General features: G+C 51.1%; 14 protein-coding genes. 5 read left to right on the forward strand and 9 right to left on the reverse strand.

What is annotated here, in order from left to right:
• Positions 1-223: 223 nt before the first annotated feature.
• Genes J4760_RS08205 through J4760_RS08215 form a run of 3 tightly spaced genes read right to left on the reverse strand, consistent with a single transcriptional unit; the run spans position 224 to position 3,504 of the window.
• Positions 224-1,780 (reverse strand): peptide chain release factor 3, encoded by a 1,557-nt coding sequence (locus J4760_RS08205; RefSeq protein WP_237605395.1) that lies wholly within the window; start codon positions 1,778-1,780, stop codon positions 224-226.
• 10 nt (positions 1,781-1,790) lie between these two features.
• Entirely contained in the window at positions 1,791-2,030 is a 240-nt protein-coding gene (locus J4760_RS08210; RefSeq protein ID WP_237605396.1) for a YueH family protein, read from the reverse strand.
• Positions 2,017-3,504 carry a UDP-N-acetylmuramoyl-L-alanyl-D-glutamate--2,6-diaminopimelate ligase gene (locus J4760_RS08215; protein ID WP_237605397.1) on the reverse strand — a complete coding sequence of 496 codons (1,488 nt, stop codon included), beginning with the start codon at positions 3,502-3,504 and terminating at the stop codon, positions 2,017-2,019. The genes J4760_RS08210 and J4760_RS08215 overlap by 14 nt, the downstream gene beginning before the upstream one ends.
• 160 nt (positions 3,505-3,664) lie before the next feature.
• Between J4760_RS08215 and J4760_RS08220 the strand changes: the two genes are divergently transcribed.
• A complete protein-coding gene (locus J4760_RS08220; protein ID WP_237605398.1) occupies positions 3,665-4,861 on the forward strand; it encodes an MFS transporter in 1,197 nt (398 codons plus the stop codon).
• Positions 4,862-4,946: 85 nt separating this feature from the next.
• The gene (locus J4760_RS08225; protein ID WP_237605399.1) at positions 4,947-6,092 is read left to right on the forward strand and encodes a CapA family protein; all 1,146 of its coding nucleotides are present in this window, start codon (positions 4,947-4,949) and stop codon (positions 6,090-6,092) included.
• 573 nt (positions 6,093-6,665) lie between these two features.
• On the opposite strand, the gene J4760_RS08230 is transcribed toward J4760_RS08225, so the two are convergent.
• Together J4760_RS08230 and J4760_RS08235 are read right to left on the reverse strand one after the other, a co-directional pair.
• Positions 6,666-7,652: a nuclease-related domain-containing protein gene (locus J4760_RS08230; protein WP_237605400.1), complete on the reverse strand. Its 987-nt coding sequence runs from the start codon at positions 7,650-7,652 to the stop codon at positions 6,666-6,668.
• Between the two features lie 147 nt (positions 7,653-7,799).
• Positions 7,800-8,231, reverse strand: coding sequence for a 6TM ABC transporter family protein (locus tag J4760_RS08235; protein WP_237605401.1), 432 nt, complete (start codon positions 8,229-8,231; stop codon positions 7,800-7,802).
• 97 nt (positions 8,232-8,328) lie between these two features.
• Here J4760_RS08235 and J4760_RS08240 point away from each other — a divergent pair, with 97 nt between their 5' ends.
• The 3 genes from J4760_RS08240 (at position 8,329) to tatC (J4760_RS08250) (ending at position 11,750) form a co-directional block, all read left to right on the forward strand.
• Positions 8,329-9,105, forward strand: a complete 777-nt coding sequence (locus tag J4760_RS08240; RefSeq protein WP_237605402.1) for a gluconate 2-dehydrogenase subunit 3 family protein — start codon at positions 8,329-8,331, stop codon at positions 9,103-9,105.
• 18 nt (positions 9,106-9,123) lie between these two features.
• Entirely contained in the window at positions 9,124-10,842 is a 1,719-nt protein-coding gene (locus J4760_RS08245) for a GMC family oxidoreductase (RefSeq protein WP_237605403.1), read from the forward strand.
• Between the two features lie 89 nt (positions 10,843-10,931).
• Positions 10,932-11,750, forward strand: a complete 819-nt coding sequence (gene tatC / locus J4760_RS08250) for a twin-arginine translocase subunit TatC (RefSeq protein ID WP_237605404.1) — start codon at positions 10,932-10,934, stop codon at positions 11,748-11,750.
• An 80-nt stretch (positions 11,751-11,830) separates the two neighbouring features.
• On the opposite strand, the gene galU is transcribed toward tatC (J4760_RS08250), so the two are convergent.
• From galU to J4760_RS08270, 4 genes are all read right to left on the reverse strand, one after another.
• On the reverse strand, positions 11,831-12,715 hold the full coding sequence (galU, locus tag J4760_RS08255) for a UTP--glucose-1-phosphate uridylyltransferase GalU (RefSeq protein WP_237605405.1): 885 nt from the start codon (positions 12,713-12,715) through the stop codon (positions 11,831-11,833).
• A gap of 127 nt (positions 12,716-12,842) precedes the next feature.
• Positions 12,843-13,709 (reverse strand): twin-arginine translocase subunit TatC, encoded by an 867-nt coding sequence (gene tatC, locus J4760_RS08260; RefSeq protein ID WP_237605406.1) that lies wholly within the window; start codon positions 13,707-13,709, stop codon positions 12,843-12,845.
• Between the two features lie 9 nt (positions 13,710-13,718).
• Entirely contained in the window at positions 13,719-15,449 is a 1,731-nt protein-coding gene (locus tag J4760_RS08265; protein ID WP_237605407.1) for a GMC family oxidoreductase, read from the reverse strand.
• Complete coding sequence (locus J4760_RS08270) at positions 15,449-16,240, reverse strand: gluconate 2-dehydrogenase subunit 3 family protein (protein ID WP_237605408.1); 792 nt, start codon at positions 16,238-16,240, stop codon at positions 15,449-15,451. The genes J4760_RS08265 and J4760_RS08270 overlap by 1 nt, the downstream gene beginning before the upstream one ends.
• Between the last annotated feature and the right edge of the window lie 39 nt (positions 16,241-16,279).

Here is a 16,279-nt window from a genome sequence, read left to right on the forward strand (position 1 = left end):
AAAAGACCCTGATCCAGGAATGCCTCCACTTGTGGCAGGCATCCGGCCAAGGTCTCACGATACAATACAGCGTATTGCTCAATGTACCGGGAATTATCCGTCATGACGATACATTGATGGGTCGCCCCATTCGTTACTCCCCTTTTCCGATGAAAAGGTGCGTGTTCAGTTTTATTACCTATCTAAATATAGTCGATTTGACGACTGAAGTAAAGCAATTATGCTAGAGCAGGTTGTAGAGTTTTATTTCCGGATATTTCTCGCTGAACCAGCGCATCGCAAATTCGTTTTCGAACAGGAATACCTGGTTGTCATAGCGGTCGAGCACGAGGTTGGCGCGGGCACTGTTCATCGCATCCGTGATCGCTTCTTCATTTTCAATCCAGCGGGCAATCTTCTTGCCGACCGGCTCCATGATGACGTCCGTGTTGTACTCGTTCTTCATGCGGTGTTCGAACACTTCGAACTGCAGCTGGCCGACGGCACCGAGGATCGGCTGGTTGGTGTGCATCGTCTTGTAGTACTGGATGGCACCTTCCTGCACGAGCTGCTCGATGCCTTTGTAGAAGTGCTTCTGCTTCAGCACGTTTTTGGCGGAAACTTTCATGAAGAGCTCCGGTGTGAAGCGTGGCAGCTCCTCGAATTCCACCTTGCTGCCGTGATAGAGCGTATCACCGATCTGGAAGTTGCCGGTGTCGTACAGACCGATGATGTCGCCGGCAAAGGCTTCGTTGACGGTTTCGGTATCATCGGCCATGAACATCGTCGCGCGGTTCAGCTTGCTCTTGCGGCCGGTACGGGCGAGCGTCACATCCATGCCGCGCGTAAACTTGCCGGAGACGACGCGCAGGAATGCCAGGCGGTCGCGGTGGCGCGGGTCCATGTTGGCCTGGATCTTGAAAATGAAACCGCTGAAGTTTTCGTTCGTCGGCGCGACTTCCGTTTCTGCCTTCGTCTTTCTTGGTGTCGGCATCGGCGCATAGTCGACATACGTATCGAGGAACTCCTCGATGCCGAATGTGGATAGTGCGGAACCGAAGAAGACCGGTGTCAGATCCCCTTTTGAAATCTTCTCACGGTCGAAGGCGTCCCCCGCCTCCTCGACCAGCATGAACTCCTCGATGGCTGTCTGGAATGCTTCATCCGCCTGGATGGCATGATCCTCCTCGAGTTCATAGTCATCATCAAGTGTCAGTTTGTCCTCTTCACGGTACGGGTTGATGGTGCGGTCCTTGCGGTTGATGATGCCGAAGAAGCTCTGTCCCATGCCGATCGGCCACGTCATCGGGTACGTTTCGATCTCGAGTGTCGATTCGATCTCCTCAAGCAGCTCGAACGGCTCCTTGCCCATGCGGTCGAGCTTGTTGATGAACGTGAAGATCGGGATGCCGCGCATACGGCATACTTTGAAGAGCTTCAGCGTCTGCGGCTCGATGCCCTTTGCAGCATCGATGACCATGACGGCCGAGTCGACGGCGAGCAGCGTCCGGTACGTATCCTCCGAGAAGTCTTCGTGCCCCGGTGTATCAAGAATGTTGATCTTGTAGCCGTCGAAGTCGAACTGCATGACGGAGCTCGTCACACTGATGCCACGTTCCTGCTCGACCTTCATCCAGTCCGAAGTCGCGAACTTGCCGCTCTTCTTCCCTTTGACCGTTCCGGCCTGGCGGATGGCACCGCCGAACAGCAGCAGCTTCTCGGTCAGTGTCGTCTTCCCGGCATCCGGGTGCGAGATGATGGCGAACGTCTTTCTTTTTTCTATTTCATGAGTCAAATCCATAATTTTCTCCTTACTTGGTAGAGGTTGCTTCGGTAATGTCGCGTGCAACGGTTTCGCATGACGCCTCATCCATCACATTGAACAGATGGACGACGATCTCTTCGAACTGGCCTTTTGTATCGAGCGACCGGCTGTATTCGATGCTGAAATTGACATCCGGTATGCTGATGATGTACGTATCCCGGGTGTCATGCATGAAAATGAAGGCCTCGATCGCCTGGCCTTCGATATGCGTCTCAATCTGCTGCATATTCTTCACTCCGGTACTTGCGGTAGGCGCGGTCGAGCGCAATCAGATCATCGCGGTGGGGGATCTTGACGTAGTTCTCCATGATCTGGTACGGTTCGCGCCCCTTGCATGCGAGCACAATCGTATCACCGGGCTCTGCGATATCGATGGCATATTCGATGCCTTTTGTACGGTCGGTGAATGAGTGGTAGTTGTCATGTGCAGCACCGGCTTCGAGCGCACGGACGAGCATTCCGGGATCATCGTTGGCCGGGTTGTCGGGCGTGAATATCGCCACATCCGCCCGTGTTGATATGCGTCCCATCTCCGCCGCCTTCGACAGGTCGCGCTCGCCGGTCATGCCGACGAGGAAGATCAGCCGGCCTGTGACGAACGGCTCGATCGTATCGATGATCTTATCGAGCGCGTCCGGCGTATGCGCAAAGTCGATGATGATATCGACCGGCAGCGTCTTATCGAGTACTTCAAGACGTCCCTCCACCGGCGCCATCGTGCTGACGGCCTGGACGACGCGCGGCAGCCTGTAGCCCTGGAGCCATTCGCTGATGATGGCGCACATCAGGTTCTGTATATTGAAGTGGCCGATGAACGGCGATTCGACGTGGAACGGCCCTTCCGGTGTATTGAGTGTGAAGTTGAAGCCTTCGAGCGTCCCTTCGATTTCGGACGGCCAGAAGTCCGCCTCATCCGTCATGCCGTATGTGATGGCTTCATGCGCGGTCATCGTCCGGTAGCGCTCCGTCCAAGGATCATCATGGTTCAGCACGAGGTATTTGCGGTCCTTCATGTTCTGCCCCATCTGTGAGAACAGCAGGCCCTTCGTGTAGCCGTATTCATCCATCGTATTGTGGAAGTCGAGATGGTCCTGCGTCAGGTTCGTGAATATGGTGATATCATAGTCGATGCCGTACGTCCGGCCGATCTTCAGTGCATGGGAGGAGACTTCCATCGTAAATACTTCCGTTTCCCGCTCATGCGCCTCGTGGAGCCGCTTGTGCAGGCGCGTCGTCTCCGGCGTCGTATTGGCGCTGTCGTAGCGGTCTTCATTCAGCATGAAGCCGTTCGTTCCGAGGTAGGCACTGTTCTTGCCGAGTGCCCGGCTCAGATTGTGGATCATGGTTGCGACTGTCGTCTTGCCGTTCGTGCCGGTGACACCGATCATCGTCTGGGTCTCGTGCGGGAATTCATATATATATTCCGCAAACAGCGCCGCCACTTTGCCCGGGTCTCTGACGACCAGCAGGCCGATTGTATCCGGCAGTGCCGTGTAGCGGTCACTTACGATGAAGCGGCATCCCGATTCGATCGCCTGGGGGATGAAATCGAAGCCATCCCGCTGGTAGCCTTTGATTGCGACGAAGACGGAATTCTGATCCACTTCGCGCGAATCCACTGTAATATGGGAGACAGTTTCCGGGAAACTGCCGTATGTCTGCTTTATTTTCAAAAGGGAAATCAAAGTCCTCGAATTCATGTTCCAAGCCACCTTTCAACTTTTATATTATACAATATAAGGGGGCGCTTTAATAGTAGTAATTGACAGAGGGTACCCGCCGTAAGTATCATCAAAACGTACTACAATACTTTATAGGATACACGCTTTGCGACAGGCATTGCGTCATATGGGTGATAATATGACTACGAAAGACCATAAGAAAAGATTCTGGAAACTCGCTTTCATACTGTGCCTGACGGAAGTTGTGCGTGGCATGTTCATACTGAGCTACCTCCCTGCCCTGCCGACCATCGGCATCATATCGATTGGCCTCTCATCCATCGTCATTACGATGCACTATGTATTCGACGCGGTGACGAACATCTGGCTCGGCTTCATCATGCGCAAGATCGGTGCATGGTGGACGATGTTCCTGAGCTACCTTGTCGGTATCGGCGCCATGGTCGTCGTCATGTTCGACCAGAGCTTCTACGTGCTGCTCATCGCGGCCTGTCTGCTCGGCATCAGCGTCTGTCCGATATGGATCATCGCGCTGTCGAACGTGCAGGATGAGAAACGCGGCCGTGAGATGGGGCTCATCTTCTTCGCATGGCTGTGCGGGCTTGGTTCGGGCATGGTCATCATGAACTTCCTGATCGGCATATTCGATGCCGCGTCCGTCTATGCGATGGGTGCCGTGTTCCTCGTGAACTTCATCGTCTTCCTGGTCATGCCGGGCGACTACAAAGTCGAGGCGAGGGAAGGTGTCGCGGAGGACCGCAGGAAGCGCAGGCTGCCACTCAAGGAGACATGGGTCATTCTGCGCCGCCATATGAAGAACATGCCCGGAATCATGCTCCAGGGCCTTGGCGTCGGCATGCTGCTGCCGATTCTGCCGACATATATCACATCGCTGCTCGAGCTGAACTATTTCGAGTATACATTCTTCATCCTGCTCGTATTCGGCATCGTCGCCTTCAGCATGACAGTGCTGAGCCGTGCACTCGACCTGCATACCGAAGGGTTCACGCGCACCATCATCGTTGCCGGATTCCTCGTCTATGCCGTCGGCGTCATCTGGTTCAGCACACTTGAAACCGTCTGGCTGATCTTCATCATCGCCAGTCTGATCGGCCTGTCCTACGGCGTGATGCTGCCTGCGTGGAATAAATTCCTCGCCGGCTCCATCGCCAGCAGCGACAAGGAGGAATCATGGGGCGTCATCAGTTCCATCCAGGGCATCGGTGCCATGATCGGACCGATGCTCGGCGGCCTGACCGCCGACCTGTTCGGCACCGTCACCGCCACACTCATGGCGAGCGGCATCATATTCCTGATCCTGTTCGCCTACTACGCCGTACTGTATACGCTGGAAAGGCGGACTGCCAAAGGGTAGTTCCGTGTAAGGATGGCCTGGCAATCTGCCGGCCATTCTTTTTTTTGCCTGAAACCAGTATAATACATGTAAATGGGGTGATTAAATGATAAAAGTATTCATGCTTGTACTGCTCAGCTGGCCTTTCGGGGGAGGGGCTGATACTGCAGTCCATGAAGCATATTCAAAAGAAATTGAGCCGGTTGCGGGAGAAGTGATCAACCACGTCGTCAGTACACACTTTGAAAAGTCGTTCAGTTTTGCAGCCGCCGGTGATGTGCTGATCCATGACCATCTGTATGAGGATGTCGCAACGGAATCGGGCTATGATTTTATTTCACGTGTCGATGAAGTGGCGCCATACTTGCAGAATCAGGACCTGGTATTTCTGAACCAGGAGACGCCGATCGGCGGAGAGGAACTGCGATTGAGCGGCTATCCTGCCTTCAATGCACCGCTTGAGACGGCCGATCTGCTCGAGTACTTGAACGCCGATATCGTCTCGCTCGCCAACAATCATACGCTTGACCGGAGTACCCGTGGGGTCGAGAAGACGACGGAGATTCTGCAGGAGAAAGGCATCGAATATGTCGGTGCCAATGCCAGTGCAGAGGATGCCGCACGGGAGCGAGTGATCGAGGTCGATGGCGTCACTGTCGGCTTCCTCGCCTATACGTATGGCACGAACGGCATCCCCGTGCCCCAGGGCCAGGACTATCTGGTGAACTTCATCGACATGCCGACAATCCTGTCCGATATGGAAGCACTGCGTGACGAAGTCGATCTCCTCGTCGTCAGCATGCACCAGGGCGTCGAGTACGCCCCCTATCCACGGGAGGACCACGTCGTGCAGTTCGAGCAGATTGCGGAAGCCGGCGCCGACATCATTCTCGGCCACCATCCGCATGTTTTGCAGCCTGTCGATATATACGAGCGATCGGACGGCGGTGAAACCGTCATCGCCTACTCCCTCGCCAACTTTTTCAGCGCCCAGCAGGATCTGGATACGAAGCTCGGCGGCATCATCGAGTTTGATATCAATCATCGTGCTGGTGGCGGTGGGACAACAGTCGAAGACGTCCGCTTCATGCCGACCTACGTCCACAGCAATGAATATACCGATTTCGAACTGGTGCCACTTGCCGATGCTGCCGAATACGGGTTGGAGGATGCTGACGCTGTCTATTCCGATGTGCAGACGCATATGACATCCTATACTGATGAGCTGGAAGTCGTCGAATATCTGGATTAGGTGAAATAAAACACCGCAAAACCCGGGATTGTGGAGGGCTTTGCGGTGTTTTTGTGTGTGTTGGGGTTGTGGGTGTGGATCCAACTCGGCGGCGGGGCGCGCGAGATGGTGAATTGGACGCTCAACTCGCCATGGTAACGCCTGAGACGGTGAATTGGACGCCCAACTCACCATGGTAACGCCTGAGACGGTGAATTAGACGCTCAACTCACCATGGTAACGCCTGAAACGGTGAATTAGACCCCCAACTCGCCATGGTAACGCCTGAGATGGTGAATTAGCCCCCCAACTCACCATGGTAACGCCTGAGACGGTGAATTGGACGCTCAACTCACCATGGTAGTGCCTGAGACGGTGAATTAGACGCTCAACTCGCCATGGTAGTGCCTGAGATGGTGAATTAGACGCCCAACTCGCCATGGTAACGCCTGAGATGGTGAATTAGCCCCCCAACTCGCCATGGTGATGTCTGAGATGGTGAATTAGACGTTTAACTCGCCATGGTGATGTCTGAGACGGTGAATTGGACGCTCAACTCACCATGGCGCCGCCCACGACGGTGAATTAGCCATCCTAGTCCGCCAGAATCGACTTGTCTTTTTCATACCTCGAAGTATAGCTTTTCATTTTCAGCAGCTCTCCCAGGTCCAACGTATCGATTGTATAGGCTGAGTGCTTCCCTCTCCTTGTGAGTGTGCAATATTTGTTCAGATACCGTTCCATTCTGCGGTCGCCCACTTCTCCGCCAGTGATCCAGCGGAGATTATGCTTGGTGATGCCCTGCTCTGGAAATAAATTTGCAAAATCGATGATGGCCCGCACTGTCTGATATTCAACGGTCTCCAGATGACCGCACAGGATACACCGCGTCCGGAAGGGCTCCAACTCAAGATCAAAAGCGTTGCACCGCCCACAATAAAAGCCCGCTCTGATCCGCCCGGTCTCCACTTCCGGCACGGTCATCGGATCTTCGGTCATGTACTGATGGATGGCTGATGCCAATTCCGACGCATTCTGGCCGGAATGGCTGCGGGCGATATCACGCAGATAGTGTTTGAGCAGCGACCGGTCGACAATATGCTTCCGGCCTTCCACTGAACTCGTAGTGAGATTGAAATCTGGATTGACGAAAACCACTTTTTTCTCCGCATCGAACTGCTTCTGATCGAGATACTTCAAGCGGACCAGCTTGCCGGCGGTCCGACTGAGCTGGGCCAGCGGATCTTCGGAAATCTGGAAATTGTTGACGTACCAGGTCCCATCCTCATACATGTACCGCCCACTGTAATTCTTGATTTCGTTGACGATCAGCTTGCCATCGGTCACGACCAGTGCATCGATCTGCAGAACCGCATTCTCGATCCGCATCCATATATCACGGAATATCATCAGATCTGCATGCCCGACCTCATCCCACAGCCGATCATAGATACGCTCGCCTTCCAGTCCCTGGCGCAGTATTTTCAACCGCTTCGCTTCTCCATCATGCAATGCGCACCTCTTTTCAAGCACCTCATAAAATAACTGTTCTTTCGATTCATGCCGTTCTGTCATGAACATGAAAACACCTCCTACTCTATATATGGTGAAAAATGGCCATTTTGATTTTTATTTTTAAGGCAGTTTTACACTTTAGGAAAATAAAAACCGGCATCCTCCTGATCCGTCTCCTGAAAATCAGGAAACGGGCCAAAGAAGGCTGCCGGTTCATCCTACATATTCTTTTTCGAATTTTTCATACAGGTGGTACTCGAAATAGTTTCTGTTCGCCTGGATGTATGCTTCGACAAGAAGGTAGGCAAAGAATGCATAGTAGACACCGCCGATTAGTCCCCAATGACTTCCTCCCAGGAAAAAGAGGATAAGGGCGGGCAGGATGATGAAGAAGATCAGAAGCGCAGCACTGAAAAATCGGTAGAAGTTCGATATGCGGATCTGATCACGGACTTTGTCATTGATCTCTTCCAGAAATCTGCCGTGATTTTTCCTCGCTTCAGATCCGAGCGACTCGAACTGGTTCGGTGTCAGGAATTCTGTGACTTTCGTCTCACCGCTGATATCATGCTCTAGATACTTTATATCGACACCTGGGTGGGACTTGAAAAGATATTTCGAAGTTTGGCTTAAAGGAACGCGCATTATTTTTCCTCCTTGTGCAATTGACTATAATGGTTTACTATATATTTTTGTGAACAAGCTATAACATACCAACTTATTCTAATATAGAGGTGAAGATATGTCTAACAAGGAAACGGAAAAATCTTTTTCCAGACGTAATTTCCTGAAGATGTCGGGTGTTGCGACAGGTACTCTTGTCACTGGAACATATTTGGGATCGCTGCTGAAGGATGATACGTCGTCAGAAATTCAGCAGACGGAGGTCCAGGATCAGGAAGCCCACCAGCCTGAAAGTGACGATGCGACACAAAATTTCAACCATGCTTTCAAATACTTCCAGCACAAGGATGAGTTCCAGACGATCGAAGCAGCAGCTGAACGCATCTTCCCTGAAGATGATAACGGTCCGGGCGCAACCACTCTTGGCGTCGCATGGTTCATCGATCATGAACTTGCGGGCGGCTATGGAGCGAATGCCAGAGAGTACATGAAAGGTCCATTCAAGCAGGGCACCGATTACCAGGGACCGCAGTATGCGCTGATCAGACGTGACATCTTTGCAGAAGGCATCCGTGTGATGAATGCGGAAGCACAGTCCCGTCACGAGATGGCATTCTTTGACCTCGAAGGTGAACAGATGGATGAAATCCTGACCGAGATGCAGAATAACGAATTGGAAATGAAAGGCATCAAGTCAAATGACTTCTTTGAGGAGCTAAGACTCGCCACCCTTTCCGGGGCCTATGCAGACCCTCTTTACGGCGGAAATAAAGGAATGAAATCCTGGGACATGAAGAAATTCCCTGGCGCATACATGAGCTATGCAAACGAAATTGAAACTGAAGGATTTGTGGAGAAAGATCCACAGCCACTTTCTTCGCACATTTCGCATTAATTTTAGGAGGCAATTGCATTGGCAGAAACATTGGATAAAAAAGAAGTTGTTGTCGTCGGCCTGGGATGGGCTGGCAGCATCATTGCTGCTGAAATGGCTAAAGCAGGCAAAGATGTACTCGGATTGGAACGCGGCGCTGAAAAGAAGACGGAGGACTACCTGCTTGCGCATGACGAATACCGTTATGTCGTCGGACATGAAATGATGCAGGATCTATCCAAGGAAACCATTACCTACAGAAATAATCTTGATGAAGAGGCACTGCCGATGCGCCGATTCGGTGCTTTCCTCATCGGTACCGACGTTGGAGGCGGTGGTGTGCACTGGAACGGTGACACATGGCGCTATAACCCATATGATTTTGAAATCAAATCACGTACCGATGAAAAATATGGAGAAGACAAACTGTCAGACGACTACCTTATCCAGGACTGGGGCATTACTTACGAAGAACTTGAACCGTATTATGAAAGGTATGAAAGGACGGCAGGCGTCAGTGGAGAACAGAACCCGATGGGTCCTGAACGCAAGATGGCCTATCCGACGCCTCCAATGAAGATGACACCCCTGCTCTCCGATTTCAAGGCAGCATGTGAAGCAGCAGGTGCGACACCTTTCAGAACACCATCAGGAAACATGTCGGAAGAATATACCAACCCGGATGGCATGACCATCGCTGCGTGCCAGTATTGCGGATTCTGTGAGAAATTCGGTTGTGAATGGGGAGCGAAATCCTCTCCGATCGTTGCAACGATCCCGGTTGCACAGCAGCATGACAATTTTGAAATGCGGACGCATGCGAACGTTGTCGATATTATTAAAGAAGACGGAAAAGTAACAGGCGTACGCTATGTTGATACAAGAACACATGAAGAGTTCATCCAGCCTGCAGATGTTGTCGTCATCACCAGCCACACGACGAACAACACGAAACTGCTGCTGCATTCCGAACTCGGTACACCTTATGACCCTGAAACAGGTGAAGGTGCTGTCGGCAAAAACTATTGCCTGCACATTACACCGTCCGTGACCGGTTTCTTCGATAAAGAATATAACCTTTCCATGGGTGCCGGTGCACTGGGTGTCACAGTCGACGACTACAATAATGACAACTTCGACCACTCGGACCTTGATTTCATCCATGGTGGATCGATTTCCATGAAACAGCAGGGCAAGCGTCCGATTCTTGAGAATGCTGTACCTGACAGTGTCGAGAAGAACTGGGGGGCAGAATTCAAGGCCGAATCCGTCAAGGCGTACAACCGCTCTGCCGGTGCATGGGCACAGATGATCACGCTGCCATACAGGACAAACTATCTTTCTCTTGATCCAACATACAAGGATGACTACGGACGTCCTCTGCTCCGCCTCACCTACGATGTGACCGAGCACGATAGAAATGTTCACTCCTACATCGGAGACCGCATCGAGGAGATCATCGATGAAATGAATCCAGTCGCTAAAAGCAGAAGTGTATTGGATGAACATTTCGATATTCTTCCTGCACACAATGACCACATTGTTGGTGGAACAATCATGGGAGCTGATCCCAATACAAGTGTCGTCAACAATTATCTCCAGATGTGGGATGCGGAAAACGTATTCGTCATCGGCGGATCGAACTTCCCACATAATGGTGGCTACAATCCTACAGGTACCGTTGGTGCGCTTGCTTACCGTGCAGCTGAAGGCATCGAAAAGTATCTCGATGACAACGGCCCGCTTGTTGAAGCCTGATTGATTTGACAATTGAACTTTTTCCAAAGAGGCATATACGAATTTACGTATGTGCCTCTTATGTCTATAATGGGATGTAGGTGAATGATATGAAAAAAATTGAGAATAAGAGAAAAGAAACAATTAAGGAAATTGCACAGGATGATGTGGAAGAAACAAGGAGAAAGCATAAGGTGACAGTAGATACACCTGATGCGACACTTGTCGAACACCTCGATGATCTGAGAGGGACGCTGATAAAGACGGTTGTCACTTTCGTCCTATTCTTCATGCTCATATTTCTGACTATCCAGTACTGGTTCCCCTATCTGACTAAGGGGCATGACTTGATCGTCAGAGGACCATTCGAAGTCATCCGCTTCTACATCCGTACCTCTGGTGCACTTGGAATCGGACTCAGTCTGCCCTTCATCTGCTATTTCTTCTGGCAATTCATGCGGCCGGGCCTCGTCGAAAAAGAGACACAGTTTCTGAAATCATATTTTCCGCTGATGTTCCTGCTCTTTCTGGCTGGCTTGTCCTTCGGATACTTCGTCGTCCACCCGATCAGCTACTTTTTCCTCATTCAGATGGGTGAACGCAACTTCGATGTACTGGTCACAGCGGATGAGTACATGTCATTCCTGCTGCTGTCGACAATGCCATTCGGTCTTATCTTCCAGCTCCCGATCGTTGTACTCTTCCTGCACTATATCGAACTGCTTGATTCAACATTGATGAGAGCCATCAGAAAATATGTCTATTTTGGTCTTATCGTCATTACCGCGCTGATTGCGCCGCCCGACTTCTTCACACATATCATTACAGTGACACCGATGTTCATTTTATATGAAATAAGTATATACATTGTAAGGATAAGAGAACGCCGTGCATTGAAAAAAGCAGATGCATCACAAAAGTCCGAATAAAAAAGCGATATGACAGCAGGGCCATCCATACAGGATTGCCATTGTCATATCGCTTTTCATCATTGAACGTCAGATGTTTTTCATCTGCCGTTCTTTTTTAATGTTTCCTCCATGAAATCGAGCAGTGTCTCTCTCATATCTGATTTCAGGGCATACTCAATGGTCGTTTTGACGAAGCCGGTCTTGTCACCGACGTCATGGCGGCGGCCTTCAAAGTCGACTGCGTGCACATCCCCGCCGGACTGGATGACTGCATGTATCGCATCGGTCAGCTGGATTTCCCCGCCGGCACCGACCCTGCCAGCTTCAAGATGCTTGAAAACTTCAGGTGTCAGCACGTAGCGTCCCATGATGGCAAGCGTCGAATCCGTGACTCCCGGTTCGGGTTTTTCATACATGTTGGACAGATGGTAGAGATTGCCCTTCTTTTCATCGAATTCCACAATACCATAGCGTGAAGTCTGCGCCTTCGGCACCTGTTTGACACCGATGATCGGACTCTGGCATTGATCATACTGCGCCATCAGCTGGCCGATTGCAGGCGTACCCTCCCCATTATCCACAATATCATCTCCAAGAAGCACAGCGAACGGCTCATCACCGATGAACTGCTTGGCTGTATGTATCGCGTGTCCGAGTCCTTTCGGGGATTTCTGTCTGACGTAGAATATATTGGCCAGCCCCGTCGCATGCTCGACTTTCTCGAGCAGTTCGTACTTTTCCTTGCGCTTCAAGTTCATTTCCAATTCGATCTGGTGGTCGAAGTGATCCTCTATCGCCCGTTTATGCTTGCCGGTGACAATGATGATATCCTCGATGCCAGCAGCCACCGCTTCCTCTACAATATACTGGATGGTCGGCTTGTCCATGATCGGCAGCATCTCTTTCGGCATCGCTTTTGTCGCAGGCAGGAAGCGCGTTCCGAGCCCGTCGGCCGGTATGACTGCTTTTCTTACTTTCTTCATATCTCGATCTCCTTTTCCGTAACATCTACTATCACTATAACAAAAATATCGATTTATATGGAATCTGTATGCAATTTCGTTCTGGCAGCTGCCAACATATAAAAATAGAGGGCACGAGGCCCTCCAATCATGCTGTTCTTGATTTTTCCTTCTCTTTGGCCTTCCTCTCCTTGCGTCTGACAAGGATGATGCTCAACTCATACAGGCCGATCATTGGAAGCAGCGTGATGATATGCGTGAAGAAATCAGGCGGTGCAATGATCGCCGTGATGACAAGCAGCCCGAAGTAGGCAAACTTTCTCGATTTCTTCATGATTTCCGAATCAAGCAGTTCTATATGGTTCAGAAACAGTACGACAATCGGCAGCTGGAAGATCAGACCGAAAGGAATCGTTGTAACAAGCAGGAATGACATGTATTCATCCGCCGTGACGAGCACGTCGAAGTTGCGCTCGCCCATCTCGATCAGGAAGTAGTAGCTGAGCGGATGGACGACGAAGTAGCCGAACGACAGCCCTATCAAGAAAAGTCCGAGCATTACCGGAAGTGACCCCTTCAGGAACTGTGTCTGCTTGTCGACGAGTCCTGATCTGACATACTGCCATAGATACCAGCAGATGAACGGTGTACTCAGTCCGAGGCTCATTGCTGCCGAAGTACGGATGTAGAAACGGATGACTTCGAATGGTCCGAAGACGACGATGTCCGCCCCCATTGAAACAACCGGGAACCACCAACGTACTGTGGTGAATATGATCAGAAACCACAGTACGAAGGTGACCGCTGATTTGATCAGCAGACTGCGCAGGCTCTCAAGCTGCTCGACCAGCGGCTCGAATGGGTCTTCCTCTTCCGGCGTGCTACTCCTCTCTTCAGTGACGGCTGTCTGTTCTATTTTCCGGCTGTCACCGGATACTTCATTTTCATCCATTTCTATTTCTTTCCTGCTCTCCTTATTATCAGAGTTGGTACTCTGATCCTGCCTACGAACCATCTAGATCACCTATTCTTCTTCGAGACGTCCGCCTTCCTCGGCGAACCGTATTACACCTTCCGCACAACGGTATGCCAAAGCACCCACTGTTGCAGTTGGATTATATCCACTATTATGCGCGAAACTTCCCGCGCCGACAACAAAAAGGTTATCCCGATCCCAATGCTGAAGATAAGTGTTCGTGACACTTGTTTCCGGATCATCTCCCATCACCGTGCCGCCGGTGTTGTGGGTAGACTGGTATGGTGTAATATCATAGTCTGTGCTTGCGGCATCAAGAACGACGTCGTTGGCGCCCATCTCTTCCATGACCTCGCCTGCTTTTTCAGTAACATACTTCTGGACCGCCAGATCCTGATCCGTGAAATTGAATGTCAGCTTCACGAGCGGAACACCATAGACATCGTTGTATGTCTCATCGAGATCGAGGTAGTTATCACGGTGTGGAAGTATCGCACACTGACCTTGTACGCGCAATGTTCGAGTATAGCTTTCGATGGATTCTTTTTTGAACTCACTGCCCCATGATGGCGTGTCCGGTTTCGTCCGGTTTGTCGCAATCGGACGGTTGCCGGTCTGCGTGATGGCCATATTCCCGCCGTGTAGAAAATTAAGGTCGGAGTGATCGAAGTTGTCTCCATTGAAGTCATCAAATGCCATGCCGAGTGCACCGGCACCCATGAATGTGTTGAACTGTTCGTCAAAGTAGCCCGTTGCGCCACCGAAGATCTGGTAGCAGTAGTTACGGCCGAGTGTACCCTCTTCTGTTTCAGGATCATACTGCTGACCGATATCGGATACCCTGAGGAGCTTGTAGTTGTTGAAGACATAGCTTGTCAGTACGACAACGTCCGCCGGCTGGATGAATTCCTCTCCGGTTCTGACGTCAACGTATCTTACACCGGTAACGCGGGAATCATCGTCTTCATCCTTCAGTACTTCCACCACGTTTGCGTGTGTACGCACCTCATAGTTGCCGGTTTTCCTTGCAGTCGGAATGACCGTGACTTCAGGAGATGATTTCGCTCCATATTCACAACCGAAACGTTCGCAGAATGCACAGTATTGGCATGCAGCAATCGATTCTCCATCCGGATTCTCATACTGCTCACTCAAGTTTGCAGAAGGCATCATGATCGGACTGTAGCCCAAATTGGTTGAAGCTTCCTCGAACATCTGCAGTGTGCGGGTTTTTATCATTGGTGGTGTCGGATAGGCATCCGAGCGTTCACCGGCCATTGGATTGTCCTCTCCGGAAATACCGGCAGTCTTCTCGAACTGGTCGAAGTATGGCTCAAGTTCATCGTATGTAATTCCCCAGTCCTGAAGCCTGTATCCTTCGTCCTCTCTCAGCTTTTCGCTGCCATAACGCTCTTCCGTCATCGAACGGATTTCAAAATCGTAGGGCAGGAAGCGCCATGTCTGACCGTTCCAGTGTGTGCCTGCACCACCAAGATTCTCGCCAAGCAGGAAAGAGCCCAGCTGGCGCATCGGTAATGCACGCTGCTCCCTGTTGTTCCTGAACGTCAGTGTTTCTTTTGAGACATCCTGCATCAACTCATAGCGGATGGCATACTTGTATTCATCGTGGATATTCTGATAATCCTCCGTACCGCGTTCTCTTCCTCTTTCAAGACCAACTACGCTAAGACCTGCTTTTGCCGCTTCTGCTGCGATGATGCCGCCTGTCCAGCCGACGCCTATGGTCACTACATCTACTTTATCCAGTTCTGTCGCCATTAGTGATTCCCTCCAAACAATGGTTGTGGTTCGATTTCCGTAAAGCTGTCAGTATCGATTTCCTGGATGTATGCATGCTGGTGGCCCGGGAAGTTTTTCATCTTCCAGCCTTCCATATTATGATTGCCCCGGTAGAGTGGGTCGGCATATACACCTTCGATGGTTGAAGAGCGCAGCAGTCTGAAGAAATCCTCCGGTTTTGCTGTAGCCGCTGGCACACCCATGTCCGCTTCGCCTTCCTGGAAGCGTGTCAGTATCTCATCCATCTGCCCACCATCCAGATTGCGGAAGTCGTCGTCGAACATTTCATTGGCTTCGGTATCAAGCCGCTCGATGCCGAGCCTGAACAGTTCCGAACGGATCAGCCTTGACTGGTAGCCCTGAGTAGCCTCTCCTTCGTAGAACGGTCCCTGCATATACTCCCGTGTATTGTTGCCGTATTCACCTGCAAGCTGCATATCGAGGAAGAAAGGTGCACCGAGCGCAATGGCGCCAGGTCCCATGTCATCTTCCGGATAGATTCTTTCCATGGCCTGTGAAATCGTGTCGAAGGTCGTATCATTATGGAAGAACATCCTGCCTGGATTGTAGCTCCCTGAATTGCCGCCACCTTCTGCGCCCTGCTCTGCGCTCTGCTGGCCTGTATCCGCCTCTTCAGTCGGTGAATCGAGCCTGAAGCCGACAAGACCGCCGAGCATGGAACCGCCTATGATGCCTCCAGTCGCCACACCTGTGGTCTTGAGGAAGTCACGGCGTGAGAACTGCTTTTCTTTATTGGTTTTATCTGCCATTTATAAACACCCCTTTGATTTAAATGTCTTTTCAATATA

It is taken from the genome of Salinicoccus sp. ID82-1 (assembly GCF_021991715.1).
GTDB classification, from domain to species: Bacteria; Bacillota; Bacilli; order Staphylococcales; family Salinicoccaceae; genus Salinicoccus; species Salinicoccus cyprini.

Excerpts from the sequence above, each read along its gene's own strand:
- J4760_RS08205 (WP_237605395.1), bottom strand. The coding sequence starts at position 1,780 with ATGGATTTGACTCATGAAATAGAAAAAAGAAAGACGTTCGCCATCATC.
- J4760_RS08210 (WP_237605396.1), bottom strand. The coding sequence starts at position 2,030 with ATGCAGCAGATTGAGACGCATATCGAAGGCCAGGCGATCGAGGCCTTC.
- J4760_RS08215 (WP_237605397.1), bottom strand. The coding sequence starts at position 3,504 with ATGAATTCGAGGACTTTGATTTCCCTTTTGAAAATAAAGCAGACATAC.
- J4760_RS08220 (WP_237605398.1), top strand. The coding sequence starts at position 3,665 with ATGACTACGAAAGACCATAAGAAAAGATTCTGGAAACTCGCTTTCATA.
- J4760_RS08225 (WP_237605399.1), top strand. The coding sequence starts at position 4,947 with ATGATAAAAGTATTCATGCTTGTACTGCTCAGCTGGCCTTTCGGGGGA.
- J4760_RS08230 (WP_237605400.1), bottom strand. The coding sequence starts at position 7,652 with ATGTTCATGACAGAACGGCATGAATCGAAAGAACAGTTATTTTATGAG.
- J4760_RS08235 (WP_237605401.1), bottom strand. The coding sequence starts at position 8,231 with ATGCGCGTTCCTTTAAGCCAAACTTCGAAATATCTTTTCAAGTCCCAC.
- J4760_RS08240 (WP_237605402.1), top strand. The coding sequence starts at position 8,329 with ATGTCTAACAAGGAAACGGAAAAATCTTTTTCCAGACGTAATTTCCTG.
- tatC (WP_237605404.1), top strand. The coding sequence starts at position 10,932 with ATGAAAAAAATTGAGAATAAGAGAAAAGAAACAATTAAGGAAATTGCA.
- galU (WP_237605405.1), bottom strand. The coding sequence starts at position 12,715 with ATGAAGAAAGTAAGAAAAGCAGTCATACCGGCCGACGGGCTCGGAACG.
- tatC (WP_237605406.1), bottom strand. The coding sequence starts at position 13,709 with ATGGTTCGTAGGCAGGATCAGAGTACCAACTCTGATAATAAGGAGAGC.
- J4760_RS08265 (WP_237605407.1), bottom strand. The coding sequence starts at position 15,449 with ATGGCGACAGAACTGGATAAAGTAGATGTAGTGACCATAGGCGTCGGC.
- J4760_RS08270 (WP_237605408.1), bottom strand. The coding sequence starts at position 16,240 with ATGGCAGATAAAACCAATAAAGAAAAGCAGTTCTCACGCCGTGACTTC.